This is a genomic window from Nocardioides epinepheli, from assembly GCF_037936805.1.
GTDB lineage: Bacteria > Actinomycetota > Actinomycetes > Propionibacteriales > Nocardioidaceae > Nocardioides.
Map to the genome: position 1 here is coordinate 71,234 of NZ_JBBMMC010000009.1, position 25,217 is coordinate 96,450.

Below are 25,217 nucleotides of genomic sequence, written 5' to 3' on the forward strand. Positions count from 1 at the left end.
GCCGGATCGTGTCATGTGACGTGCCCCACGACAAGGGATTCCTTCGATCGAATCGGCATCAACAACGGAATTCGTAGTTTTCGGCCCCTTTGGGGGTGCTTCCCAGCCCATACGTCGGTACCTTGCGGTCATGACCCGCTCCCCCTCGAACCCGGCGCTCGACGACGTCTCCAAGGCGATCATCGAGCAGCTCCAGCAGGACGGGCGGCGCTCCTACGCCGCGATCGGCAAGGTCGTGGGCCTGTCCGAGGCGGCCGTGCGGCAGCGGGTCCAGCGGCTGGTCGACAGCGGCACGATGCAGATCGTGGCGGTCACCGACCCCATGCAGCTCGGGTTCGCCCGGCAGGCCATGATCGGCATCACCACCAGCGGGCCGATGGAGCCGGTAGCCGACGCACTCGCCGACCTCGACGAGGTCGACTACGTCGTCATCACCGCCGGTCGCTACGACCTGCTCGCCGAGATCGTGTGCGAGAGCGACGACCGGCTGCTGGAGCTGATCTCGGCGAAGATCCGCACCATCCCCGGGGTGGCGAGCACCGAGACGTTCATGTACCTGCGCCTGGAGAAGCAGTCCTACTCGTGGGGCGTGCGCTGAGTTCGGATCCAGGCTGAGCTCACGCACGGCCGGCAGGAGGTGGCCGGGTCATCGGGCGTGCCGGCTTGGGTGGGACGCCGTCGTCGGATATAACTAGAGTAATTCACTCTACTTTAGTCCTCGACGCGCCTACTCACCCCCCGGGAGCCCCCATGCCGGTCCTCACCATCGACGTCCCCGCACTGGGCAACCGGTGTCATCTCGTGCACGACGGCCGGGTGGCGATCGTCGTCGACGCGCCGCGCGACCTGACCGCCGTCGAGGCCGCCGCCGAGGCCGCCGAGCTGGAGATCGTCGCGGTGGCCGACACCCACATCCACAACGACTACGTCTCAGGGGCGCTCGGGCTGGCTCGTCGGCACGGAGCCGACTACCTGCTCTCCGCGGACGAGAGCGTCGACTTCGAGCGGGTCGGTGTGCACGACCGGGACCGTCTCAGCTACGGCTCCATCGACCTCGAGGTGCTCTCGACGCCGGGCCATACCCGGCATCACCAGTCCTTCCTCGCGCGGATCGGCGCCGAGGCACCCGCGCTCCTCAGCGGCGGCAGCCTGCTCGTCGACACCGTCGGTCGTACCGACCTCGTCGACCACCGGCTGGCCGGGATGCTCGCCGGATCGCAATGGGAGAGCGCCCGGCGCCTGGGCGCCCTGTCGCCGTCGACCGTGCTGCTTCCGACCCACGGATTCGGCAGCTTCTGCTCGAGCGCGAGCGTCGATCCGGACGCCGCCGACGGCGTCGCGACGATCGGCGCTCAGCTCCTGCGCAATCCCGCACTGCTCCAGGACAAGGAGACCTTCGTGAACGACCTGCTCGCCGGCCTCGGCCCGATCCCGTCGTACTACCAGCACATGGATCCGCTCAACCGCGCCGGTCGGGGCGCCGTCACCCCTCCCCCGGCGCGCCCGGTCACCGCCGACGAGGTGAGCGATGCGATCCTCGGCGGCGCGTGGGTCATCGACCTCCGCTCGCGCGACGACTTCGCCGCCGGACACGTGGCCGGCACGGTCAGCGTGGAGTACAGCCACCAGTTCGCCACCTACGTCGGCTGGCTGGTGCCGTGGGGCGACGACATCGTGCTGCTCACCGACTCCGCCGACGTCCTCGACCCGGCGCTGCGGCAGCTCGCCGACATCGGCATCGACCGCGTGGACGCACACGTCGTCGACGCCGACGCGCCCCTCACCGCGCGCTACCGGCGTGCGGACTGGGCGGCCTTCCGCGATGCCGCGCGGATCGGCTCAGCGACCGGACGCCCGCCGGTGGTCATCGACGTCCGCCAGCTCGACGAGTGGCGCGCGGGCCACCTGGCCGGTGCCCTCCACATCCCGATCCAGGACGTGGAGGCCAGCGTGCGCCGGCTGCCGCCGGGCGAGCTGTGGGTCCACTGCCGCTCGGGCTATCGCGCCGGCATCGCCGCCAGCCTCCTGCACCGCGCCGGCCGCGACGTCGTCCACCTCGACGACGCCTGGGACCGCGTCGGCGACCTGCGCATCGAGACGTTCTCCACAGCCGCCTGACCCCCACCCCCGCTGACCCGTCCGCTATAGCTGACGGGTCAGCGCACATTTCACGCTGACCCGTCCGCTATGGCTGACGGGTCAGCGTCGATTTAAGGAGTTGCGGCGCGGGTGGGTGGTGCCGCAGCATGTGGGCGATCCAACAGCCATCGGGATCGGCCCGGTGCCCGTCGAGAGGAGCGTGACATGTCCATGACTGTCCTCGGCCTGTCCGCAGACCGCCCCTCATCTCTCGAAACGAGCACCGCTACCGATGACTTCGCAGGACTTCACTCCTGACTCCTCGCACCACCTCGCACCCGGCACCCCCGCCGGAATCCCCGACGACGTCGATCCGGCCTTCGCCTTCGACTGGACCACCTACGACGACGTCGACGACTCCCACCAGCGCTGGTCGACCTGGCTCAGCGTCGAGCCGCTCTCGCGGGGACCGGAGCCGCGTCCGGACTGGGTCGTGACCTCGCAGGGCGCGATCGACACCGAGCTGGGCATCCTCAAGACCGGCAAGGAGGCCGACGTCTTCCTCCTCGAGCGCGCCGATCCCCTCGACCCCGAGGGCGGCGTGGTGATGGCCGCCAAGCGCTACCGCACCCCCGACCACCGCAGCTTCCACCGCTCGGCGTCCTACACCGAGGGCCGTTCGATGAAGCGCTCGCGCGACGAGCGCGCGATCAAGCGCAAGTCGACCTTCGGCCGCCAGGTCGCCGCCGGCGAGTGGGCGGTCTCGGAGTGGGACGCGCTCAAGCGGTTCTGGTCCCTCGGCCTCCCCGTGCCCTACCCAGTGCAGATCGACGGCACCGAGATCCTGATGGAGTGGATCACCGTCGACGGCGACAGCGCACCTCGCTTGGCGCAGACCCGTCCGGACGCCGACCTGCTGGCCTCCTACTTCGACCAGCTGCGCGACGCCCTGGCCACGATGGTCCAGGCCGGCGTCGTCCACGGTGACCTGTCTGCCTACAACATCCTGGCCGCGGGCGAACGCCTCGTGATCATCGATCTCCCGCAGATCGTCGACCTCGTCGGCAACCTGAACGGCATGGACTTCCTCATGCGCGACTGCGCCAACATCTGTGCGTGGTTCCGCGGCAAGGGGCTGCCGACCGCCGACGAGCACGAGCTCTTCGGGGAGCTGATGGCCCACGCGTTCTGAGCCGACCCTGGACTTATCGACATTCGATGTTATCGTTCTTCGACAATCCGAGGAGAGGAAAAGGGGACGTCGATGAGCGTGCTGAGCTTCAACCGATGGGACTACCTGGCCACCAAGGTCCTGGTCGGCGGCGCGGTCCTGGTGACCGCAGCGACTGCGGTGATCGCGCCGCTGATCCAGTGGCTGCGTGACGAGCCGCTCCACTGGGACCTGACCGTCGCGCACGACGCACCCGTACCGCGTGGCGTCGAGGCCCAGTCCGGCGTCACGCTCAGCGGCACCGACGGGCTGCGCGTCACGCTGCCGCAGGCCGATGCGGGCCCCTGGATCGCCTCGTTGCTACCGGGGGCTCTCCTCGCCGTCGCCGTCGCCGTGGTCGGCTGGCTGCTGCTGCGACTCCTCCGGGCGACCGAGGCCGGGCAGCCCTTCACGCGTCAGACCGTCCGGTCGCTGCGAGTCATCGCGATCACCGTGTTCGTCGCCACGCTCGCGATCACCTTCGCCGAGGCCGTCGCCGACTCGGTCATCGCCGGCGCAGCCCTGCTCGACTCGGTCTCGACGGTCGGACTCACCTTCTCGATCCCCTTGGTCCCGCTCGCGTTCTGTGTGCTGCTGACCGCTCTGGCCGAGGCGTTCGCCCGCGGCGCGGTGCTGCAAGACGACGTCGAGGGCCTGGTCTGATGCCTGTCGAGGAGCCGCACCGCGTGGTGTGCCACCTCGACCGGATCCTCGCCGAGCGGGGACTCACGGTCACCGCGCTCGCCGAGCGGATCGGCGTCACGAACGTGAACCTCAGCGTCTTGAAGAACCAACGGGCCAAGGCGATCCGCTTCTCGACGCTCACCGCTCTGTGCGAGGTACTCGAGTGCCAACCCGGCGACCTCTTCTCGGTCGAGGAACTGTGAGGCGTGAGCCGGTAGGTTCGCGGCCGTGAAGCAGACTCACGGCCGCGTCGTCCACATCGAGACCCTCACCGAGCTCGACCGGCGCCTGGACGCCGGCGCCCGCCGCCTGGCCTCGTGGCGGGTGCACCGGCTCGACCTCACCGAGCGCGGCGGCCGGCTGCTGGAGTGCCGGGTGGCGGGTGCGGCCTTCCTCGGCTGCACCTTCGCCCCCGGCGACGACGATGCGCTAAGCACCATGGGCGCGCTCGTGCTGCCGGTGGTCGGCACCACCCCGCTCGACGTGTACCGCCCGGGGCTCTACACGGCCGACGAGCTGTACGACCAGACGCCCTACCTGCGCAGCCTCGACGCCCGCGCCTACGCCTGGGCGCAGCGGGTGCCGAGCCGTGACGACGCCCTGGCCGCTGCTCTGCACGACCACGCGGTCAGCGAGGCCCTCGACGCGTGGGTGCGCGATCGGCGCCTGGTCGGCGTGATGGGCGGGCACGCCGTCCAGCGCGGCGACGCCGCCTACGCCGGTGCGGCCCGGCTCGGCTGGCTGCTCGGGAGCGAGTACACCGTCGCGACCGGCGGCGGCCCGGGGGCGATGGAGGCTGCCAATCTCGGTGGCCGTCTTGCCGGCCAGGGCGAGGAGGTCCTCGACCGCGCGCTCGACGTGCTGGCCACGGTGCCGTCGTTCCGGCCGTCTATCGACGAATGGGTGCGCACCGCGCGCGAGGCGGTGGCCGGGCTTCCGGCTCGCGACAACCTCGGGGTGCCCACCTGGCACTACGGGCACGAGCCGCCGAACCTCTTCGCGACGGCCGTGGCCAAGTACGTCGACAACCCGACCCGTGAGGCCGTCCTGCTGGAGGTCTGCCGCTCGGGCATCGTGTTCCTTCCCGGTGCCGCCGGCACCGTGCAGGAGGTCTTCCAGGACGCCTGCGAGAACTACTACGCCGACGAGACGTCGGTCGCGCCGATGGTGCTGGTCGGCCGGGAGTACTGGACGAAGACTCTCCCGGCGTGGCCCCTGCTCCGGTCCCTCGCCCACGATCGCGCCATGGAGGACCAGGTGCACCTCGTCGACTCGGTCGAGGAGGCCGCGGCGCTGTTCGTGGCCGCGGGCTGACCGCTCCGCGTCAGGCGGCCGGGCGCGCCAGACCGTGCCGGGCGAGCTCGAGGTAGTGCCCCATCAGCGAGTCGTTGACCGAGGCCCAGTCGCGCCCGCGCACCGATCGCCGTGCCGCGAGCGCCATCCGGCGACGGAGCAGCGGGTTGCCGGCGAGCAGATCGACGTAGCCGGCCAGGTCGGCGGCGTCCCCTGGCCGATAGAGGAAGCCGGCCTCGCCGTCGGCGACGACGTCGATGGGACCGCCCGCGCGTGGCGCCACCACCGGCACCCCGGAGGCCAGAGCCTCCTGAGCGGACTGGCAGTAGGTCTCGTGGCGTCCGGTGTGCACGAAGACGTCGAGGCTCGCGTAGGCCGCGGCCAGGTCCTCGCCGTGCAGGACGCCGAGGAAACGCGCCCCGGGGAGCAGCGAGCGCAGCCGCTGCTCCTCGGGGCCACCGCCGACGACGACCAGTGCGTAACGAGGGTCGTCGGCGAGGATCGTGAGGAGCTCGAGCTCCTTCTCGGGGGCGAGGCGACCGACGTAGCCGACCAGCAGCCGGTCCTCGTGGGCGCCCGCGCCCAGCAGCCGCCGGCGGAGCGCGTCGTCCCGCTTCGAGGGGTGGTAGCGCTCCAGGTCGACGCCGCGAGGCCACAAGGCGGTCGCGGTGACCCCGAGTCCGCCCAGGAGCGCGAGGCTGGACGACGACGGCGCGAGGGTCCGGTCGACGCTGGTGTGGATGCGGCGGGTCAGACCGGCGGCCAGCCGGGCGGCGCCCGGGACGCCGTATCGCTCGGCGAATCCGATCAGGTCGGTCTGGAAGATCGCCAGCGCCGGGATGCCGAGCTCGCTCGCGGCGCGGGCCGCCTGATAGCCGAGGGTCGCCGGCGAGGCGATGTGGACGACGTCCGGGGCGAAGCGCAGCATCTCGGCGCGCAAGCGTCGTCGCGTCTCCAGGCCGAGGCGGAAGTCGCGGTAGAACGGCAGCGCCGCGCCGCGGGCGTGGTGCACCGGGAAGCCGGCGTAGGTCTCGGGACCGGTCGGGGCGACCACCGTGGCGTGGTGCCCCTCGGCAGCCAGGTGATCGAGGACCCGGCACACCGAGGTGGTGACCCCGTTGACCTGCGGGAGGAACGACTCGCTGACGATCATGACGCGGAGCGTTGCGGCCATGTCCGGGACGCTAGGGAGCGCCGGGCAACGCCGGCCGAGATCGGTGTGACCGTCGCGTGAACGGCGGGCGAGACCTCAGGTGTGGGTCAGCGGGACTCGAAGGCCAGCTTGGCGCCGAGTGCGGCGAAGGTGCCGGCGAAGACGCGTCGCAGCCAGTCCATCACCTTCGGCTGGCGCAGCACGCGGTCGCGCATCGCGGCGGCGAAGGCGCCGTAGGCGGCGAAGACGACGAAGGTCGCGGCCATGAACACCGCCGAGAGCGCCAGCATCTGCGGGACCGAGCCGGACGGGACGAACTGCGGCAGGAAGGCGAAGAAGAACAGCGTGAGCTTGGGGTTGAGCAGGTTCAGCGTGATGCCGCTGGCCAGCACCCGCCGCACCGGCACGGCCGGCTGCTCCTCGACCGTGAGCGTGCCGCGGTCGCGCCAGGTGCCCCACGCCATGTAGAGGAGGTAGGCGACGCCGAGCCACTTGATGACCGCGAACGCGACGCCGGAGGCGTGCAGGACGGCGGCGAGGCCGGTGATGGCGGCGACCAGGTGCGGCACGATCCCGAGCGTGCACGCGAACGCCGCGAGCATGCTCGCCCGGGCACCGCGGCCCAGGCCGGTGGCGATCGTGTAGAGCGCACCGGTGCCGGGAGTGGCGACGATGACCAGGGTGGTGAGGAGGAACGCCAGGCTCACCCGCGGCACGCTATCCCACCGGGACGAGGTAGGAGCGCTCCTGTCCGTACACGCCGAAGCCGGCCCGGCGCAGGATCGGGCCCGAGGTGTCGACCCGGCCCTTGACCAGGGCGAGCTGCGCACCACGCCTCCGGGCCAGGTCGAGGCGAGCTGCCAGGACGGCACGGTAGACGCCTCGGCCGCGTGCCGCTGGGATCACGCCGCCTCCCCACAGCCGGGCGACGCCGTCCTCGAAGGTCACGCCGCCGGAGCCGGCCGGTTCTCCCTCGAGGTAGCCCACCGCCTGACTCGCACGACCCGCGGCGTGGTCGGCGGCGGCCTGTGCGGCCAGCTCACGGACCCGCTCGGGCGGGGGGATGCTGCCCTCGTCGAACGCGGCCACGCCGATCTCCAGCGCTGCGCGGGTGGTCTCCTCGTCGTCCTGCCAGCGGATCTCGACGTCGCCGGGTGCCGCGAGGTCGGTGGCGGGTGCGGTCAGGTCGAGCGCGAAGACGTCGACGGTCTCGTGAGCGGTGCCGCCGTGCTCGGTCAGCGCCCGCTCCCACCCGTCGGGGGCGGCCAGGGGGACCCAGGCGAGCAGCGTCCGCGCACCCCAGGCCGCGCACCGCTCGCGCGCCCATGCGAGGACCGCGTCGGCGTCGGCGTCGGCGGAGACCCACAGGACGCTGGGCGGGGCCCGGAAGTAGTCGGGCCAGCCCACGAGCAGGGCGTCGTCGCTGCGGACGGCGTCGGCGTCGTCGGGGTACCAGAGCCAGGCCGCGGACGCGGCGGCGACGCGCTCGTTCACTCCGCTGCGGCCAGCTGCCCGCAGGCGGCGTCGATCTCGCTGCCGCGGGTGTCTCGCACCGTCACCGGGACGCCCTTGGCCTCCAGGCGGCGCACGAACTCCTCCATGTCGGCGTCGTGGGAGCGGGTGAAGCGCGACCCGGGCACCTCGTTGAGCGGGATCAGGTTGACGTGGACCCAGCCCCAGTCGCCGCGCGCCTGCAGGACGTCGGCGAGCAGGTCGGCGCGCCAGGCCTGGTCGTTGATGCCGCCCATCATGGCGTACTCGATGGAGACGCGACGCTTGGTCTTCTCGGCGTAGTGCCAGGCGGCGTCGACGGTCTCGTCGACGGAGAAGCGGGTGTTGATCGGGACCAGGTCGTTGCGCAGCTCGTCGTCGGGGGCGTGCAGGCTGAGCGCGAGGGTGACCGGGATCCCCTCGTCGGCGAGCTGGAGGATCCGGGGAACCAGCCCGACCGTGGAGACAGTGATGCCCCGCGCCGACATGCCGAGCCCGTCGGGCGTGGGGTCGGTGAGCCGGCGGACCGCACCGACCACGGCCTTGTAGTTGGCCAGCGGCTCGCCCATGCCCATGAACACGACGTTGGAGACGCGGCCGGGGCCGCCGGGCACCTCGCCGCGAGCCAGCGTCCGCGCGCCGGCGACGACCTGCTCGACGATCTCGGCGGTCGACATGTTGCGTTGGAGACCGCCCTGACCGGTGGCGCAGAACGGGCAGGCCATGCCGCAGCCGGCCTGGCTGGAGACGCACATCGTCGTGCGGTCCGGGTAGCGCATCAGCACCGACTCGACCAGGGCGCCGTCGAAGAGCCTCCACAGGGTCTTGCGGGTGGTTCCCTTGTCGGCCTCGGAGACCCGGATCGGGGTCATCAGGTCCGGCAGCAGCGCGCTCACCAGCTCGCCGCGCTGCGCGGCCGGGAGGTCGGTCATCTGCTCGGGGTCGTCGACCAGGCGGGAGAAGTAGTGCGTGGAGAGCTGCTTGGCGCGGAAGCCCGGCAGCCCGTGCTCCTCCAGCAGCGCCTTGCGCTCGGGGGCGGCGAGATCGGCGAGGTGCCGCGGCGGCTTACGGCGTCCGCGGGGCTCGTCGAAGACCAGCGGCAGCGAGGTCGCGCCTGCGGGTGCCTCGGCGGCGGCTTCGGGGGTGGGGGTGTTCTCGGCCATCAGGTGCCCCATTCTCCCATCCGCCCGACTCCCAGCCCAACCCTCGGCGTCGGAGTTGCCTGACAAGAGGGATAGTCCCTGGCGATCGGGTTGCTTGCGGCGCGTCCTGGCAACCGGAACGCCAGGGACTATCCCCTCCCCCGGCCGGGCTTCACGACAGCGGGACGACGTCGGCGGCACCCAGGCGGGCGGCGTCGGCGGTGGCGTCGTCGGGCATCTGCTGGCTCTCCAGCTCCGCCTCCACGCGCTTGAGGTAGTGGTCGATCTCCAGCTCGCGCTGCTCGGGGCTCCAGCCCAGCACCGGGCCGATCAGGTCGGCGACCTCCTCGGCTGCGCCGACGCCGCGGTCGAAGGTCTCGATGGAGATCCGCGTCCGGCGGGTCAGGACGTCGTCGAGGTGGCGGGCGGCCTCGTGACTGGCGGCGTAGACCGCCTCGACGCGCAGGTAGTCCGGGGCGCCCGCGAGCGGCTCGCCGAGCGAGGGGTCGGCGGCGACGAGGTCGAGCAGCTCCTGGATGAGCGAGCCGTAGCGGCCCAGAAGGTGGTCGATCCACACCTCGTGCAGGCCCGAGGCCTCCGCGAGGAGGTGCCGCGAGTTCACCACCGCCGGGTAGCCCTCGGCCCCCAGCAGCGGCACCGTGTCGGTGACCGACGGCCCGACCTTGCGGTCGAACATCGAGGAGAGCCCGAAGACCGCCTCGTCGACGGCGTCGGCGGCCATCACCCGGTAGGTCGTGTACTTGCCGCCGGCGACGACCACCAGCCCCGGCGCCGGGTGCCCCACGGCGTGCTCACGGGAGAGCTTGGACGTCGCCTCGGACTCCCCCTCCAGCAGCGGACGAAGGCCCGCGTAGACCCCCTGGACGTCGGCGTGGGTGAGCGGCGTCTCCAAGACGGTGTTGACGTGCTCGAGCAGGTAGTCGATGTCGGCCCGGCTGGCCGCCGGGTGGGACTTGTCGAGGGTCCACTCGGTGTCGGTGGTGCCGATGATCCAGTGCTGGTTCCACGGGATCACGAACAGCACCGACTTCTCGGTGCGCAGGATCAGCCCGGCCTCGGAGCGGATCCGGTCGCGCGGCACCACCAGGTGCACGCCCTTGCTGGCTCGCACGTGGAACAGGCCGCGCTGCCCGCCGAGGTCCTGGGTCTCGTCGGTCCACACCCCGGTGGCGTTGACGATCTGCCGGGCCCGGATCGTGACCGTCGTGTCGGTCTCCAGGTCGCGGACCACGGCACCGGTGACCCGCTCGCCCTCACGCAGCAGCTCCACCACGCGGGCGCGGGTCGCCACCCGCGCTCCGTACGCGGCGGCCGTGCGAGCGAGGAACATGGTGTGGCGGGCGTCGTCGACCTGGGCGTCGTAGTAGCTCAGGGCGCCGACCAGGGCGTCCTTGCGCAGCGACGGCGCCACCTTGCGGGCGCCGCGGCGGGTGAGGTGCCGGTGCATCGGGACGCCGGTACGGCCGGCGGCCCGCGCCATCACGTCGTAGAGGGCCACCCCGGAGCCGGCGTAGAACCGCTCCCACCCACGGTGTCGCAGCGGGTAGAGGAAGCGCACCGGGCGCACCAGGTGCGGCGCGAGCTTCTGCAGCAGCAGGCCACGCTCCTCCAGGGCCTCGGCGACCAGCCCGAAGTCGAGCATCTCCAGGTAGCGCAGACCGCCGTGGACGAGCTTGCTCGAACGGCTGGAGGTGCCCGACGCCAGGTCGCGGGCCTCGACCAGGCCGACCCGCAGGCCGCGGGTGGCGGCGTCCAGCGCGCTCCCGGCGCCCACGACGCCGCCGCCGATGACCAGGACGTCGAGCTGCTCCTCGGCCATGTCCTCCAGGGCCTGGGCGCGGTACTCGGGCGAGAGGGCGACGGGTCTCATGACCTCATGCTCTCTCGCGAGCGGGGCTCACTCGACGTCGACCCAGTCGAAGGTGCGCTCGACCGCCTTGCGCCAGCGGGCGTAGCCCTCCTCGCGGCGCTCCTCGTCCCACTCGGGACTCCACCGCTTGTCCTCTGCCCAGTTGGCGCGCAGCTCGTCGGTGTCGCGCCAGAAGCCGACCGCGAGCCCGGCCGCGTAGGCCGCACCGAGAGCAGTGGTCTCCGGGACGACCGGGCGCACGACGTCGACGCCGAGCACATCGGCCTGGATCTGCATGCAGAGCTCGTTGAGCGTGACGCCGCCGTCGACCTTGAGCACCTCGAGCTCGACCCCGGAGTCCTTGGCCATCGCCTCGGCAACGTCGCGGCTCTGGTAGCAGATCGCCTCCAGCGTGGCGCGGGCCAGGTGGGCGTTGGTGTTGTAGCGCGAGAGGCCGACGATCGCGCCGCGCGCGTCCGAACGCCAGTACGGGGCGAACAGGCCCGAGAACGCCGGCACGAAGTAGACCCCGCCGTTGTCGTCGACCTGCCGGGCCAGCGCCTCACTCTGCGCGGCTCCGCTGATGATGCCGAGCTGGTCGCGAAGCCACTGGACCGCCGATCCGGTGACCGCGATCGACCCCTCGAGTGCGTAGACCGGAGCGTCGTCGCCGAAGCGGTAGCAGACCGTGGTGAGCAGTCCGGACTCCGACCGGACCAGATCGGTGCCGGTGTTGAGCAGCATGAAGTTGCCGGTGCCGTAGGTGTTCTTGGCCTCCCCCGGCTCGAAGCAGACCTGACCCACGGTGGCTGCCTGCTGGTCGCCGAGGATGCCGGTGAGCGGCACCTCCCCCCGCAACGGCCCGTTCTTGCGGGTGACGCCGTAGGCGTCGGGCTCGCTGGAGGAGCGGATCTCGGGCAGCATCTCGCGCGGGATGTCGAACAGGGCCAGCAGCTCCTCGTCCCACTCGAGGGTCTCCAGGTCCATGAGCATGGTGCGGCTGGCGTTGGTGGGGTCGGTGACGTGGACGCCGCCGTCGGTGCCGCCGGTGAGGTTCCACAGCAGCCAGGAGTCGGTGGTCCCGAAGAGGGCGTCGCCTCGCTCGGCGGCCGCCCGGACGCCGTCGACGTTCTCCAGGATCCATCGGATCTTCCCGCCGGAGAAGTACGTCGCCGGCGGGAGCCCGGCGCGCTGCCGGATCAGGTCGCCGTGACCCTCGCGTTCCAGGCGGCTGGCGATCTTGTCGGTGCGGGTGTCCTGCCACACGATCGCGTTGTGCAGCGGGCGCCCGGTCGTGCGATCCCAGACCACGGTGGTCTCGCGCTGGTTGGTGATGCCGAGCGCGACCAGGTCGGAGGCGTCGAGGTCGGCCTTCCCGAGCCCGGAGAGGAGCACCGAGCTGGTGCGCTCCCAGATCTCCACGGGGTCGTGCTCCACCCATCCCGCTCGGGGCAGGATCTGCTCGTGCTCGAGCTGGTGGCGAGCCACCTCGCGCCCGTCGTGATCGAAGATCATGAAGCGGGTGCTGGTGGTGCCCTGGTCGACGGCTCCGACGAACTCGGCCATGCAGATCTGTCTCCTCTTCTCTCTCCCTCGGGCGCGCTCTGGGTCGGTATCAGTGCCTATCGGTCGCTCTTGAGCAGCAGATAGGTGGTCAGCGCCGCGGAGACGACGATGACCAACGGAGTGAGAAGCACCCCGAAGAGCATGTAGCGCGCGAACCGGCGCGAGCGCGGAAGCGCCACGAGCACCAGATTCACCACGAGCACGACGCCGACCGCCACGAGGAACACCCACGGGTGCTCGGAGATGTCGTAGCCGACCGTCGTGTCGAGGATCCAGCCCAGCGCGGCCAGCGCGATGAGGATCGCGACCAGGCCGGTGAAGAACCCCACGAGCGGGGTGAACACCGGGTGCTCGCGATGCCAGAACCGCGGCGCGTCGTCGGCTGTCCCGACCGCACCGTCGGTGGGCTCGGCGGGCGCCTCGTCGGGCGCCTGGTCGACTGGTCCGTCGGCAGTTCCGGCGGTCGGCTCGGAGCCGGCGTCGGCCGGCGTGGGGGGATCGACGTCCTTCTCGAGGCGGACGCCGTCGTCGGTGCTCATCACCGCGATCGTAGGCGCTGGCCCCTACCTGGCGGCTCACCCTCGCGCATTCGACCCGGCTGGTTCGATCTGCCGGGCGTCAGGTGAACACCAGATAGTGGAGCAGCAGCCAGATCGGAGCGATCGTGGCCAGGATCGAGTCGAGCCGGTCCATCAGGCCGCCGTGGCCGGGCACGACCTGGCTCATGTCCTTGATCCCGAGGTCCCGCTTGATCACCGACTCGCACAGGTCGCCGAGGGTCGCCATCACCACCGCGATCAGGCCGAGGCACAGGCCGACCCACCACTCGCCGTCGAGGAGGTAGACCACCAGGGCCCAGCCGGCGGCCAGGCAGAACACCATCGACCCGACGAAGCCCTCCCACGACTTCTTCGGGGAGATCACCGGTGCCATCGGGTGCTTGCCGAACAGCACGCCGGCGACGTAGCCGCCGATGTCGGAGGCGATCGTGACCAGGATGAACGCGAGGATGCCCTGGACGCCCTCGTTGTCCAGGCCGCCGCCGGTGCGGCCGCCCTCGGCGAGCATCAGCGCGACGAACGAGCCGAGGAAGGGGATGTAGATCAGGGTGAAGACCGAGGCGGTCGCGGTCTTCACGTAGCCGTCGATGCCGCGGTGGAGCAACCACAGCATCACCGCGAGCGCCGAGACCGCCGTCGCGGTGACCAGGGCGTCGGTGCCCCACACGTAGGCGACGACGACCATCACGATGCCGCCGGCCATCAGCGGCTGCTCGGGCAGGTCGATGCCCTTGGCGAGCATGCCCTGGCGCAGCTCCCAGATGGCCACGACCACGGCGATCGCGACGATCACCATGAAGGCCGGCTTCCAGAACGCCAACGACGCCGCCACGGCGCCGAGCAGCACCACCGCCGAGGCGACCGCGGCCTTCAGGTCGCGACCGGCACGGCCGTGGTCCTTCGCAGGCGGTGGGGTCTGGGAGATGGGTGCGGGCATCGGGGGCGAGCCGGGAGGTCCTCAGACCTCGAGCAGCTCGGCCTCCTTGTTCTTCAGCATCTCGTCGATCTCGTCGGTGTGCTTCTTGGTGACCGAGTCCAGGCGCTTCTCGGCGCCGGTGACGTCGTCCTTGCCGACCTCGCCGTCCTTCTCGAGCTTCTCCAGCGCCTGCTTGGCGTTGCGGCGCAGGTTGCGCACCGCGATGCGGCCGTCCTCGGCCTTGCTGCGGGCGAGCTTGATGAACTCTTTGCGGCGCTCCTCGGTGAGCTCGGGGAACACGCAGCGCAGCACCTTGCCGTCGTTGGCGGGGTTGACGCCGAGGTCGGAGTCGCGGATCGCCTTCTCGACGTTCGGCATGGCGCTGATGTCGAAGGGCTGGATCATGATGACCCGGGCCTCGGGCGCGGTGAACGACGCGAGCTGCTGCAGCGGGGTCGGGGTGCCGTAGTAGTCGACGAGGATCTTGCTGAACATCGCCGGGGTCGCTCGGCCGGCGCGGATGGCGGCGAACTCCTCACGGGTGGCCTCGACCGACTTGTCCATCTTGGAGTCGGCCTCGTTGAGGATGCTGTTGATCACGTCTGTCCTGCTTCCCTGGTTGCGGCTGCCTAGGTCGATCGCTGGGCGGACCGGCCGATCGCTCAGCCGACGCTGACGAGCGTCCCGATCTTCTCACCTTGCACCGCGCGAAGGATGTTGCCCTCCGGCTCCATCCCGAACACGATCATCGGCATCTGGTTCTCCATGCACAGCGCGAACGCCGTCGCGTCGGCCACCCGGATGCCGTCTTGGAGCGCGTCGGCGAAGGTGAGGCGGTCGAGCTTGGTGGCCTGCGGGTCGATCTTCGGGTCGGCGGTGTAGACGCCGTCGACGCCGTTCTTGCCCATCAGCACGACCTCGGCCTTGATCTCCAGGGCGCGCTGCGCGGCGACGGTGTCGGTGGAGAAGAACGGCATGCCCATGCCGGCGCCGAAGATGACCACGCGCCCCTTCTCCATGTGCCGGATCGCGCGCCGCGGGATGTAGGGCTCGGCGACCTGCCCCATGGTGATCGCGGTCTGCACCCGCGTCTCGACCCCCAGCTTCTCGAGGAAATCCTGGAGGGCCAGGCAGTTCATGACGATGCCGAGCATGCCCATGTAGTCGGCGCGGACCCGGTCGATGCCGCGCTGCTGGAGCTCTGCGCCGCGGAAGAAGTTGCCGCCGCCGGTCACGACGGCGATCTGGACGCCGGCATTGGCGACCGAGGCGATCTCGCGGGCGATCGTCTGGACGACGTCCGGGTCGACCCCGACCTTGCCGCCGCCGAACACCTCTCCCGAGAGCTTGAGCAGCACGCGCTTGTAGCCGGTCATCGGGTCCTTCCGTCGGTGCCCATCGCAGGCTGATCGGGCGATCGTTGATGAGTCGGAGCGAGGCTACCGCTCGACCCCGTGGTCTGCACTGCTCGGGTGGCTCGCTGACCCGTCAGCCATAGCGGACGGGTCACCCTCCCATTTGCGCTGACCCGTCAGCTATGGCTGACGGGTCAGCGTCCCTGGGCGGGTCGAGGCTGTGGAAAATGGCAGCAGCGCCGCGTCCCCGTGGTAGGGGTGCGGCGCTGCTGGCGGGTGAGGTGGGCCGAGCTGTGGCTCAGGCGCCGACCTCGAAGCGGGCGAACCGGGTGAGGGTCGTGCCCGCCTCGTCGAGGACGGCCTTGACCGTCTTCTTGTTCTCGGTGACCGAGGGCTGGTCGAGGAGGACGACCTCCTTGAAGAAGCCGTTGAGGCGGCCCTCGGTGATCTTGGCGATCGCCTGCTCCGGCTTGCCCTCCTCGCGCGAGGTCGCCTCGGCGATCTCGCGCTCCTTGGCGACGATGTCGGCGGGGACGTCGTCACGGGTGAGGTACTGCGGGCGCATCGCGGCGACCTGCATGGCAGCGGTGCGGGCGGCGTCGGCGTCGCCCTCGTACTGGACCAGCACCCCGACGGCGGGCGGCAGGTCGGCGGCACGCTTGTGCATGTAGGCGACCACGTTGCCGTCGAAGTAGACGTACTGGCCCAGCTCGATCTTCTCGCCGATGCCGACGGCCAGGGAGTCGACGAGCTCGCCGACGGTCTGGTCGCCGAGCGAGACGGCCTTGAGGGCCTCGACGTCGGCGGGCTTGGCCTCCGAGGCGGCGTCGGCGATGCGCTGGGCAGCAGCGACGAAGTCGGCGTTCTTGGCCACGAAGTCGGTCTCGCTCTTGAGCTCGATCAGGACGCCGGGGGCGTGGGCGACGAGGCCGGCGGAGGCCTCGCGCTCGGCGCCGCGCTTGGCGGCCTTGGCCTCGCCCTTGATGCGCAGCAGCTCGACGGCCTTGTCGAAGTCGCCGTCGGTCTCGTCGAGCGCCTTCTTGCAGTCCATCATCCCGGCGCCGGTGAGCTCACGGAGCTTCTTGACGTCGGCCGCGGTGAAAGCCATGGGTACTCCTTCGTACGGTTGCGGGGAATGCGCGGGAATGCCGCGGATGCGGTGGAGAGCCCGATCAGGACTCGGTGGACTCCTCGGTGAGGGTGGCCTCGACCTCGGCCGGGGTCTCCTCGACGGTCTCGGAGACCGACTCCTCGAGGGGCGCCTCGGTGGCGGCCTCGGCGGGGGCGTCCTCGACGACCACGGCAGTGGCGTCGGGGGCCACGACGACCTCGGTGTCGGCGGCGACGACGTCGGGGCTGGCGGTGGGCTCCTCGACGGCCACGGCGGTGGCGTCGGGGGCCACGACGACCTCGGTCTCGGCACCCAGGAGCTCACGCTCCCACTCGGCCAGAGGCTCCTCGGCGCTCGCGGCGGCGTCGCCGGACTTCGCGCCCGAACGGGCGATGAGGCCCTCGGCGACGGCGTCTGCGACCACACGGGTCAGCAGGCCGACCGCGCGGATGGCGTCGTCGTTGCCGGGGATCGGGAAGTCGACCTCGTCGGGGTCGCAGTTGGTGTCGAGGATGCCGATGATCGGGATCCGCAGCTTGCGGGCCTCCTCGACGGCCAGGTGCTCCTTCTTGGTGTCGACAACCCACACCGCGGCGGGGGTGCGGACCATCTCGCGGATGCCGCCGAGGGTCTTCTCGAGCTTGTCGCGCTCCCGCTTCATCTGCAGGAGCTCCTTCTTGGTGCGACCGGAGCCGGCGACGTTGTCGAAGTCGATCTCGTCGAGCTCCTTGAGCCGGTTGATCCGCTGGTGCACGGTCTGGAAGTTGGTGAGCATGCCGCCGAGCCAGCGCTGGTTCACATACGGCATCCCGACGCGGGTCGCCTGCTCGGCGATGGCCTCCTGGGCCTGCTTCTTGGTGCCGACGAACATGATCGTGCCGCCCTTGGCCACGGTGTCCTTGATGAAGGCGTAGCTGCGGTCGATGTAGGCCAGCGACTGCTGAAGGTCGATGATGTAGATGCCGTTGCGCTCGGTCATGATGAAGCGCTTCATCTTCGGGTTCCAGCGTCGGGTCTGGTGTCCGAAGTGGACGCCGCTCTCGAGGAGCTGGCGCATGGTCACGACTGCCATGAGGTTCTCTTCTCCTGTGGTGGAGGCACCGCCGTGTGCTCGCCCTTGCGGCAGGACGCGCCGGGGTGACTCCGGTTGGGTTTCAGTTCGTTGCCGCCGGCGGGTGCCGGTGGCCCTGACGCCCTCGCGGGATCCGACCTGCCGGAGTTGGTGCGGCCCGGCAGGACCGAGGGTCCTCGCCCGCGGGTGGTCGGCCGCCCGACAGGAGCCGGGGACCGTCGCGGTCTGAGAGCGTGCGAATTTCACTCCCGAGGGAGTGATGGGCCCAGCGTAGTCGAGGGGCGCATACCGCGGCGAATCCCGAGAGGACCCCCCGCGCCCGGCCCGTCCGGTCGGCGTCGGGTTGTCCACAGGCCGGCGACGGCGGGAGTTGTCCACAGGCCCGCGCCGAACAGGGACAGACTGTCGGTGCCGTGGTCCATCGTCGCAGGCATGACCACCTCTCCGATCACCCACGCCGCGGTGTCGCGGAGGATCCCGCGGCGCACCGGCCCGCGCACCCCCGGCCGGACGTGGGTGCTCACGGCGGTCGCGCTGATCGCCCTGGCGCTCGCGCTGCTCCTCGTCGGTGCACTGGCGCCGCCGTCGGCTGCGGGGGCCAGAGCGACGGCCGATCCGGTGGGCGTGTGGCCCCTGCGGCCGGAGCCGGAGGTCGTGGCGCCGTTCGATCCGCCCGACTCGCCCTACGGCCCCGGCCACCGCGGGGTCGACCTGCAGGGCTCTCCCGGGCAGGCCGTCCGCTCCGCGCTGCCAGGCACGGTGTCGTTCGCCGGACCGCTCGCCGGGCGCGGTGTCGTGGTGGTCGACCACGGCGGCACCCGCACCACCTACGAGCCGGTCGCCGCGACCGTCTCGGTCGGCGACCCGGTGGCCGCCGGCGACCGGATCGGCACGCTCCAGGTGCCCGGCTCCCACTGCTTCCCGGCCGCCTGCCTGCATTGGGGCTGGATCCAGGGAGCCTCCACCTACCTCGATCCGCTGCGCCTCGTGGGGCTCGGCCCGATCCGGCTGCTCCCACTGTGGCGCGACGCACCGGTGGCCCGCGTGCCTCCGGGCCCGGTCGCGGGGCGCGGCTCGGTGGTCGGCTGGACGATCCTGCTCGGGCTGTTCGACTGACCCCGACGACTCGCTCGGCGAGACACCGGACGGCTGTCGAACGACTGCCGAACGGCTCAGGCGCGCGGGTGCGCCTGCTGGTAGGCCCGCCGGAGCCGGTCGGTGGTCACGTGGGTGTAGCGCTGGGTGGTCGCCAGCGAGGCGTGACCGAGCAGCTCCTGGACCGAGCGCAGGTCGGCCCCGCCCTCGAGCAGATGGGTAGCGGCGGTGTGCCTCAGCCCGTGCGGCCCGATGTCGGGCGCCCCGGGCACGTCGGCGATCCGGCGGTGCACGAGCGTGCGGACGGCGCGTTGGTCGATCCGTCTCCCGCGGGCGCCGAGGAAGAGCGCGCCCCCGGCGCCGTCGGCCATCAGCGCCGGCCGGCCCCGGCGGACCCAGGCGTCCAAAGCGTGGGCTGCTGGATGGCCGAACGGCACCGTGCGCTCCTTGCGGCCCTTGCCGAGCACCCGGATCACGTTCCGGTCGCGATCGACGTCGTCGACGTCGAGGCCGACGAGCTCACCGACCCGGATCCCGGTGGCGTAGAGCAGCTCGAGCATGGCGACGTCGCGCAGCCCGACCGGGCTGCCGTCGTCGGCGGCCTCGACCGCGGCGGCGATCAGGTCGCCGGCCTCGTCGGCGCGCAGCACCGACGGCAGGGTGCGGTGCGGCTTGGGAGAGCCGAGGCTCGACCCGACGTCGGTCGGCGCGCGGCCGGTGCGGGCCAGCCAGGCGGTGAACACCCGGACCGCGGTCGCGCGCCGGGCCAGCGTCGTGCGGGAGCGTCCCATGCTCTGCTGCTTGGCCAGCCAGCTGCGCAGGGTACGAAGGTCGAGGTGGGCGACGTCGTCGCAGCCGAGCCGCGAGGCGTGCTCGAGCATGCCCGCCAGGTCGCCCAGATAGGCACGCACCGTGTGCGGGGTGAGGTCGCGCTCCAAGGTGAGGTGGCGCTCGTAGTCGCCGAGGACCCGCGCCAACGACTCCGGCAGCGCCTGTGTCGTCTCGTCGGATGTCGGGTCGGCCTCACTCACGCAGCGATCGTAGGCACCGCGACCCCGATCAGGCGCGAGCCAGCGCGGTGAGCCGCCAACCGGCGCCAGCGGCCTCGACCAGACCGGCGTCGCGTAGCCGCGTGAGAGCCGAGCGCACCTCGAGGAGTCCGAGACCGGCGACCCGGGCGATCGAGTCGGCGCCGGCGGCGCGCCCGACCGGCACCGCATCGAGCACCTGTCGCTGGCGAGTGGTGAGCCGGTCCCTCGCGTCGGGGGGAGCGCTCACCTCGGCTCGGAGGCATTCCCCGACAGCACCGACCAGCTCGAGGACGTCGGCGCCACCGGTCACCAGGGCCATCGCGCCGGTGTGAATCTGCTCGTGCACGCCGGCCGACCCGGCACTGGTGACCGGACCGGGCACTCCCATCAGCACCCGGTGCAGCCGGCCGGCCCAGTTGGCCGTGTTGAGCGCGCCGCTGCGGCGGGCGGCCTCGACGACCACCGTCCCGCGGGAGAGCGCGGCGATGAGGCGGTTGCGCGCGAGGAAGCGCACCCGCTGCGGTGCGCACCCCGGCGCGGCCTCCGACACCACCGCGCCGGTGCGCCCGAGGTGCTCGAGGATCTCGCGGTGTGCCTGGGGATAGACCCGGTCGGCACCGCAGGCGAGCACCGCGACGGTCGGACGATCCGCGCTCAGCGCGCCGCGGTGAGCAGCGATGTCGATCCCGAAGGCGCCGCCCGACACGATCGGGCGCCCGGAGCGGGCGACCACCGCGCCGATCTCGCGGGCGACGTCGGCGCCGTACTGGGTGGCGGCCCGTGAGCCGACCACAGCGACGGCGTCGGCCAGCTCGTCGAGCCGCAAGGGCCCCTTCACCCACAGCCCGACCGGGACGCCACCGCGGTCGTGCAGCGCGCCGGCGGCCGCGAGATCACCGAGCTGATCTGGCCACTCGGCGTCTCCGGGGATCACGAAGCGCAGCCCGAGCCGTGCCGCCTGCTCGAGCTCGCGCTCCGGGTCGAGCGCGGCGAGTCGGGCGCCGAGGTCGGTACGAAGTCCCTGGGGGTCGACCTCCCCGAGGAGCAGGTCGTGCAGCCGGACGGCACCGAGCTCGGCCGCAAGCGAGGTGAGCTTGACCTCGCCGGGCTCACCGAGCCGGTTGAGTGCGACCCGAGCAAGCCGCTCCCGCTCCCCTGCGATCCGGCCCGAACCCATCTGGCCCGAACCCATCTGGTGCGCACTCATCCCGCGCGCCGTTCGAGAGTGGAGACCAGCAGCGGCTCGCCTGCGCGGAGCCGGAGCGCGACGTCGACCTCGGCCACGCCCGGCGTGCTGTCGACAGCCGGGTCGGCCTGGCCGACCGCACCCAGGTCGGCGACCGTCCAGGCCAGGCGATGCACCCGGACCGCGCCGCGGCTACTCAGCTTGCCGGCATAGAGCCGGTCGTCGATCAGCCGCTGTGCGGCGGCCGGCAGCGGCCAGCGCTCGCGCAGCACAGGACCGGGGACCTGACCGTTCAGCCGCCAGCCACACTCGGCATAGCGCTCGGCCTGCCGCTGGCGCGCCGCCGTGACCCGCAGCCGGACCTCGGCGGAGGACTCACAGTGCGAGAACCGGTCGTGGTCGTGTGGCTGGAGGGGGCCGACGTAGCGGGAGATGTCGATGCGGTCGGCGATCGGGGCTCTCATCTTGCGGCGGTAGTCGCGCAGCTCGACCGGCCGGCAGGTGCACCGGTTCTTGCCGCGGTCCTCGGCGTAGTCGCCGCACGGGCACGGATTGCAGGCCAGGACGACGAGGGTGCGCGCCGGCAGCGTGGCCGACTCGTCGGTGCGGGCGATCGTGATCTCGCCGCTCTCGAGGGGCTGACGCAGGGCATCGATGATGTCGGCGCGGAAGAGCGGCCACTCGTCGAGAAGGAGCACCCCGGCGTGGGCACGGCTGATCTCGCCCGGGCGCACCTGGCCGGTGCCGCCGCCCACGATGCTCACCTTGCTCGCATCGTGATGCGGCGCCGAGAACGGCGGCCGGGTGATCAGCTCGTCGCCCGGTTCGAGGGCGCCGGCGAGCGAGTGCACCGCGGTGAGCTCCAGTGCCTCCTCGGCGCCGAGGTCGGGCAGGATCGTGGGGATCCGCTCGGCGATGCTGGTCTTGCCCGAGCCCTTGGGGCCGGACAGGTGCAGGGCGTGCCCGCCGGCCGCGGCGACCTCGATCGCGAAGCGGGCGTCGGTCATGCCGCGCAGGTCGGCCAGGTCGACCTCGTCGAGGCGGTCGTCGCCGCGCCACGACAGCAGCCGGGTGCCCGACATCGCGGCGACCGGCGGGGCGGCCGGCACCTCCTCGCCACGCAGCTCGGCGACGACCTGCAGCAGCGAACGCATGCCGAGCACGGTCATCGAGGGCACCATGGCGGCCTCCCGCGCCTGCGGCTCGGGCACGAAGACATGACGGACGCCGCGGTCCGCCGCGGCGAGCACCATCGGCAGCACGCCGGGGACCGAGCGCAGCCGTCCGTCGAGCGTCAGCTCACCGATGAAGGCGACGCCGGCCAGCGCCGCCGCCGGGATGCGGCCGTCCGCGGCCAGCACGGCCACGGCGATCGCGAGGTCGAAGTGCGGCCCGCGCTTGTGCAGGTCGGCCGGGGAGAGGAGCAGCGTGATCCGCTTGGTGGCCGGCCACTCGAGCTCGCTGTTGAGGATCGCCATCCGGCACCGATCGCCGGCCTCGCGCAGCGACAGGTCCAGCCGGCCGCCCATCACCAGGCCCGCCTGGCCGGGCGAGACGTCGGCCTGGACGTCGATGAGGTGACCCAGCGCACCGTGCAGGGCGACGGTATGGGTCGTGGCGAAGGGCATCAGCCGACACCCCGGACGTGCTCGACCACCGCGGGGCCGCGACGGGGTCGGAGGATCGCGACGAGGTCGACCCGCATCTCCGGCGGGTCCACCTGGTGGCTTCGCGCCCAGAGCACGCCGAGCCGTCGCAGCCGATCGCGCTTGGTGTCGGTGATCGCCTCATGCGGGGTGCCGTGTGCGGTGCTGCTGCGCGTCTTCACCTCACAGACGACCAGCACCGATCCCTCCCGCAGCACCAGGTCGATCTCGCCCTCGCGACAGCGCCAGTTCGCATCGAGCGGCACCATCCCCTGCGCGCTCAGGTATCGCTCGGCCACCCGCTCGCCGTAGGCACCGAGCGCCTGGCGCCGGGTGTCGCGCCCGGTCACATCACCTGTCGTCATCTGCCGACCTCCTCGGGTCAGCGTGGGCCAACCCGGGCCTGCGAGATCGAGGTGAGCTACGGCCTGTGCATAACTGGCAGGAGGCGCGGCCTGTGGATAGCGGCCGGTCAGCCGACCAGGGACGGCCCGGCGCACGACGGCGTCCGCACCGCCGTCAGGGTCACTCCGGAGACCCGGAGCCCGAGCGCCGGAGCGACCTGCTCGAAGGCGAGACCGTCGAGCGCCCGGACCAGCGGGTTCAGCGCTCCGCGCAGCACCGGGCCCTCCACCGCGGCGAGGTCGATCCCGAGAGCGTCCAGGTCGGCGGCGGTGACCTCCGGGAGCGAGCGGTTCGGCGACGCGGCGACCACCGCGCCGAGCGCGTAGGCCCGAGGCAGGTCGAGGAGGAAGTCGTGCTCGGTCACCCGCTGTGCGGCGGAGACGATCAGGCCCTCGAGGGGAGTCGTGGCGCCGCCGTCGCCCAGCTCGACGACGCGCAGTCCGCTCAGATCCGCATCGACCCGCGCGGGCGCGGCCTCGTCGACCGAGACGCTCATGGTCCGCGGTAGGCCGCGCTCGTCGCAGGTGACGGCCTGCAGCCCGGCCACGACGTCGGCGAGGGTGAGGCTCAGGCGGACCGGGCCCCGCACCCGCGCGACCGGGTCGGTCTCCGGCACCCGGACGTCGAGCCCCCCGGTCACCTCCAGTCGCACCCGGGAGGACTCGGCGGTCGCGGTACCGGGGCTGCACCCGACCTGAGTGCGCTGCCCCACCGACAACGTCGCCTCGACGTCGGTGAGGTCGGGAAGGCCGCTGGCTGCGGGGAACGCGAGGTCGAGACCCGGCACGGCGATCGGGTCGGTGCCGTGGACGGCGAAGGCGGCGCCGGCGAGCAGGTCGAGCACGTCGACGCGGAGGGTGCTCGTGGACCCGGCGCCCTGGCTGAGCCCGAGCAGTGCCGCGACGTCGATGCGCGCCGCGGCGACGTCGGGCGCGAGCTCGTTCGCGAGCTCATCGAGGAGGTCGCGGGCCGGGGACGTGGCGGGCAGCGCGCCTCGGAGCGCGACGACCAGACTGTCGAGCGGGACGGTGGCGAGGTCGGCGGCGCCGCCCGGGGCCAGCTCATCGAGTCCTCGATCGAGATCGCGAAGGGCGACCTCGGCGCCGACGAGCACGTGGAAGTCGAGCCGGTCGGTGCCCAGCGCCTCGCTCAGGACCGCGTCGACCGAGCCGGTCTCCCGGGCCAGGCCCAGGGCGAGAGTCCCGATGCGCAGGCAGGCGGACTCGCCGTTGGCGCCGACCGACTCGCGCGCCACTCCGCCCTCGCTGATGCCGAAGATCGGCGCGAAGCCGAACCCGACCGAGGCGTCGGCGACGACGACCACGGCGTCGGGTCGATCCAGCGCGCCCACCTGCAACGGCGCGCCGTCGGCGTCCCGCTCGAACTCACCGGCGTCGTCCAGCTTGACGAGGTAGGCACGCACCTCGAGGTCCTCCCCGACGACGTCGGCCGAGTTGCGCTCCACGCTCGCGTCGCGGGCGGACTCGAGCGGCGCGAAGCCTGGTGTGCCGCTGCGGATCTCCTGAGCGGTGCGGCCGTTGACCAGCCGGGCCAGGTCGAGAGATACGATGTCGGCGATCGCCTGCATGTCGCGCCGGCCGACGCGCTGCATGCCGGCGTCGACGGTGATGGCGGCGATGCCGAGGATCACCACGATCAGTGCGGCCGCGAGCAGTGCGATCGCACCCCGCTCCTCTGCCGACTCGGCGGGCCGTGGTGCGCACCGTCCCCGGGTGAGGAGGTGGCGCACCTCAGCTCACCTGCACTTCGGAGGCGAACTTCAGGTGGTCGGGCAGCACGATGCCGTAGCCGACGTCGGGCAGCAGGGGGTCGTCGGCGTAGGTGTAGTCGAGCTCTACGCGCATGCACTGGGCGCCGGTGGTCGATCCGGAGCAGGTGACGGGGCCGGTGATCTGGCAGGTGCCGGACTCCTCGTCGCCGTGCATCAGCAGCCCGGACGTCACCTCGCAGCTGACGTCGTAGCTCTCCAGGGCACCGTCGACGGCCTCGGCGGCGCGTTGGCGCAGATCGGCCTCGGGCAGGCCGGCCGGGGCGACGGCGGCGGCGCGCGCCCCCTCGGCGGCGGCCTGGCTGACCGACTGCCGGAAGGCGAGCATGTAGCCGTAGTTGATGATGCCGAAGACGAGATACAGCAGGGGGATGACGACGATGGCGAACTCGACCGCCGCCGCTCCGCGGTCCTCGCGACGGAAGGTCGGGGTCGTGTCCTGGGCACGCCGGGTCAGGGCGCGGCGCAGTCCGCCTACGACCATTGCTCCCCACCTCGTGCCCACACGCGGCCGCACGGCCACTGACTGGGCGTCAGGATACGACCTCCGGCGCGTTTCGACC

The 25,217-nt window shown here is 71.9% G+C and carries 25 protein-coding genes; 7 read left to right on the plus strand and 18 right to left on the minus strand.

Annotated elements, in window-relative coordinates; genetic code table 11:
• Positions 1 to 130 precede the first annotated feature (130 nt).
• From WMR31_RS13580 to WMR31_RS13605, 6 genes are all read left to right on the plus strand, one after another.
• Positions 131 to 598, plus strand: coding sequence for an Lrp/AsnC family transcriptional regulator (locus WMR31_RS13580; protein WP_340539387.1), 468 nt, complete (start codon positions 131 to 133; stop codon positions 596 to 598).
• 152 nt (positions 599 to 750) lie between these two features.
• Positions 751 to 2,118: a rhodanese-like domain-containing protein gene (locus tag WMR31_RS13585; protein WP_340539388.1), complete on the plus strand. Its 1,368-nt coding sequence runs from the start codon at positions 751 to 753 to the stop codon at positions 2,116 to 2,118.
• A 253-nt stretch (positions 2,119 to 2,371) separates the two neighbouring features.
• Entirely contained in the window at positions 2,372 to 3,271 is a 900-nt protein-coding gene (locus tag WMR31_RS13590) for a serine protein kinase RIO (RefSeq protein WP_340539389.1), read from the plus strand.
• Positions 3,272 to 3,343: 72 nt separating this feature from the next.
• A complete protein-coding gene (locus WMR31_RS13595; protein WP_340539390.1) occupies positions 3,344 to 3,952 on the plus strand; it encodes a DUF2975 domain-containing protein in 609 nt (202 codons plus the stop codon).
• Entirely contained in the window at positions 3,952 to 4,176 is a 225-nt protein-coding gene (locus WMR31_RS13600; RefSeq protein WP_340539391.1) for a helix-turn-helix domain-containing protein, read from the plus strand. Before WMR31_RS13595 ends, WMR31_RS13600 begins: the two co-directional genes overlap by 1 nt.
• Before the next feature lie 25 nt (positions 4,177 to 4,201).
• A complete protein-coding gene (locus WMR31_RS13605; RefSeq protein WP_340539392.1) occupies positions 4,202 to 5,287 on the plus strand; it encodes an LOG family protein in 1,086 nt (361 codons plus the stop codon).
• A 10-nt stretch (positions 5,288 to 5,297) separates the two neighbouring features.
• Here the strand turns inward: WMR31_RS13605 and WMR31_RS13610 are convergent, their stop codons facing one another.
• The 12 genes from WMR31_RS13610 to rpsB all read right to left on the minus strand — a co-directional run bounded on the left by WMR31_RS13610 (position 5,298) and on the right by rpsB (position 17,502).
• Complete coding sequence (locus WMR31_RS13610) at positions 5,298 to 6,440, minus strand: glycosyltransferase family 4 protein (protein ID WP_340539393.1); 1,143 nt, start codon at positions 6,438 to 6,440, stop codon at positions 5,298 to 5,300.
• 86 nt (positions 6,441 to 6,526) lie between these two features.
• Positions 6,527 to 7,126, minus strand: coding sequence for a LysE family translocator (locus WMR31_RS13615; RefSeq protein ID WP_340539394.1), 600 nt, complete (start codon positions 7,124 to 7,126; stop codon positions 6,527 to 6,529).
• Between the two features lie 10 nt (positions 7,127 to 7,136).
• A complete protein-coding gene (locus WMR31_RS13620; protein ID WP_340539395.1) occupies positions 7,137 to 7,913 on the minus strand; it encodes a GNAT family N-acetyltransferase in 777 nt (258 codons plus the stop codon).
• Positions 7,910 to 9,073, minus strand: coding sequence for a dual-specificity RNA methyltransferase RlmN (gene rlmN / locus WMR31_RS13625; RefSeq protein WP_340539396.1), 1,164 nt, complete (start codon positions 9,071 to 9,073; stop codon positions 7,910 to 7,912). The genes WMR31_RS13620 and rlmN overlap by 4 nt, the downstream gene beginning before the upstream one ends.
• A 151-nt stretch (positions 9,074 to 9,224) precedes the next feature.
• Positions 9,225 to 10,943 (minus strand): glycerol-3-phosphate dehydrogenase/oxidase, encoded by a 1,719-nt coding sequence (locus tag WMR31_RS13630; protein WP_340539397.1) that lies wholly within the window; start codon positions 10,941 to 10,943, stop codon positions 9,225 to 9,227.
• Between the two features lie 27 nt (positions 10,944 to 10,970).
• Positions 10,971 to 12,488 carry a glycerol kinase GlpK gene (gene glpK, locus WMR31_RS13635; RefSeq protein WP_340539398.1) on the minus strand — a complete coding sequence of 506 codons (1,518 nt, stop codon included), beginning with the start codon at positions 12,486 to 12,488 and terminating at the stop codon, positions 10,971 to 10,973.
• Between the two features lie 56 nt (positions 12,489 to 12,544).
• Positions 12,545 to 13,027 (minus strand): hypothetical protein, encoded by a 483-nt coding sequence (locus WMR31_RS13640; RefSeq protein WP_340539399.1) that lies wholly within the window; start codon positions 13,025 to 13,027, stop codon positions 12,545 to 12,547.
• A gap of 79 nt (positions 13,028 to 13,106) precedes the next feature.
• The gene (locus WMR31_RS13645) at positions 13,107 to 13,985 is read right to left on the minus strand and encodes a phosphatidate cytidylyltransferase (protein WP_340539400.1); all 879 of its coding nucleotides are present in this window, start codon (positions 13,983 to 13,985) and stop codon (positions 13,107 to 13,109) included.
• Between the two features lie 21 nt (positions 13,986 to 14,006).
• The gene (gene frr / locus WMR31_RS13650) at positions 14,007 to 14,561 is read right to left on the minus strand and encodes a ribosome recycling factor (RefSeq protein ID WP_340539541.1); all 555 of its coding nucleotides are present in this window, start codon (positions 14,559 to 14,561) and stop codon (positions 14,007 to 14,009) included.
• Between the two features lie 65 nt (positions 14,562 to 14,626).
• Complete coding sequence (gene pyrH, locus WMR31_RS13655) at positions 14,627 to 15,340, minus strand: UMP kinase (protein WP_340539401.1); 714 nt, start codon at positions 15,338 to 15,340, stop codon at positions 14,627 to 14,629.
• A 277-nt stretch (positions 15,341 to 15,617) separates the two neighbouring features.
• Positions 15,618 to 16,427, minus strand: coding sequence for a translation elongation factor Ts (tsf, locus tag WMR31_RS13660; protein WP_340539402.1), 810 nt, complete (start codon positions 16,425 to 16,427; stop codon positions 15,618 to 15,620).
• Between the two features lie 64 nt (positions 16,428 to 16,491).
• Positions 16,492 to 17,502: a 30S ribosomal protein S2 gene (gene rpsB, locus WMR31_RS13665; RefSeq protein WP_340539403.1), complete on the minus strand. Its 1,011-nt coding sequence runs from the start codon at positions 17,500 to 17,502 to the stop codon at positions 16,492 to 16,494.
• A gap of 432 nt (positions 17,503 to 17,934) precedes the next feature.
• Here rpsB and WMR31_RS13670 point away from each other — a divergent pair, with 432 nt between their 5' ends.
• Positions 17,935 to 18,618: a murein hydrolase activator EnvC family protein gene (locus tag WMR31_RS13670; protein ID WP_340539404.1), complete on the plus strand. Its 684-nt coding sequence runs from the start codon at positions 17,935 to 17,937 to the stop codon at positions 18,616 to 18,618.
• Between the two features lie 56 nt (positions 18,619 to 18,674).
• Here WMR31_RS13670 and WMR31_RS13675 read toward each other — a convergent pair whose 3' ends face one another.
• The 6 genes from WMR31_RS13675 to WMR31_RS13700 form a co-directional block, all read right to left on the minus strand.
• Complete coding sequence (locus WMR31_RS13675; RefSeq protein ID WP_340539405.1) at positions 18,675 to 19,628, minus strand: tyrosine recombinase XerC; 954 nt, start codon at positions 19,626 to 19,628, stop codon at positions 18,675 to 18,677.
• A gap of 28 nt (positions 19,629 to 19,656) precedes the next feature.
• On the minus strand, positions 19,657 to 20,835 hold the full coding sequence (dprA, locus tag WMR31_RS13680; RefSeq protein ID WP_340539406.1) for a DNA-processing protein DprA: 1,179 nt from the start codon (positions 20,833 to 20,835) through the stop codon (positions 19,657 to 19,659).
• Complete coding sequence (locus tag WMR31_RS13685; RefSeq protein WP_340539407.1) at positions 20,832 to 22,442, minus strand: YifB family Mg chelatase-like AAA ATPase; 1,611 nt, start codon at positions 22,440 to 22,442, stop codon at positions 20,832 to 20,834. The genes dprA and WMR31_RS13685 overlap by 4 nt, the downstream gene beginning before the upstream one ends.
• The gene (locus WMR31_RS13690) at positions 22,442 to 22,825 is read right to left on the minus strand and encodes a YraN family protein (protein WP_340539408.1); all 384 of its coding nucleotides are present in this window, start codon (positions 22,823 to 22,825) and stop codon (positions 22,442 to 22,444) included. Before WMR31_RS13690 ends, WMR31_RS13685 begins: the two co-directional genes overlap by 1 nt.
• 107 nt (positions 22,826 to 22,932) lie before the next feature.
• The gene (locus WMR31_RS13695) at positions 22,933 to 24,615 is read right to left on the minus strand and encodes a pilus assembly protein TadG-related protein (protein ID WP_340539409.1); all 1,683 of its coding nucleotides are present in this window, start codon (positions 24,613 to 24,615) and stop codon (positions 22,933 to 22,935) included.
• Position 24,616: 1 nt separating this feature from the next.
• Positions 24,617 to 25,138 (minus strand): TadE/TadG family type IV pilus assembly protein, encoded by a 522-nt coding sequence (locus tag WMR31_RS13700; protein ID WP_340539410.1) that lies wholly within the window; start codon positions 25,136 to 25,138, stop codon positions 24,617 to 24,619.
• Positions 25,139 to 25,217: the final 79 nt, after the last annotated feature.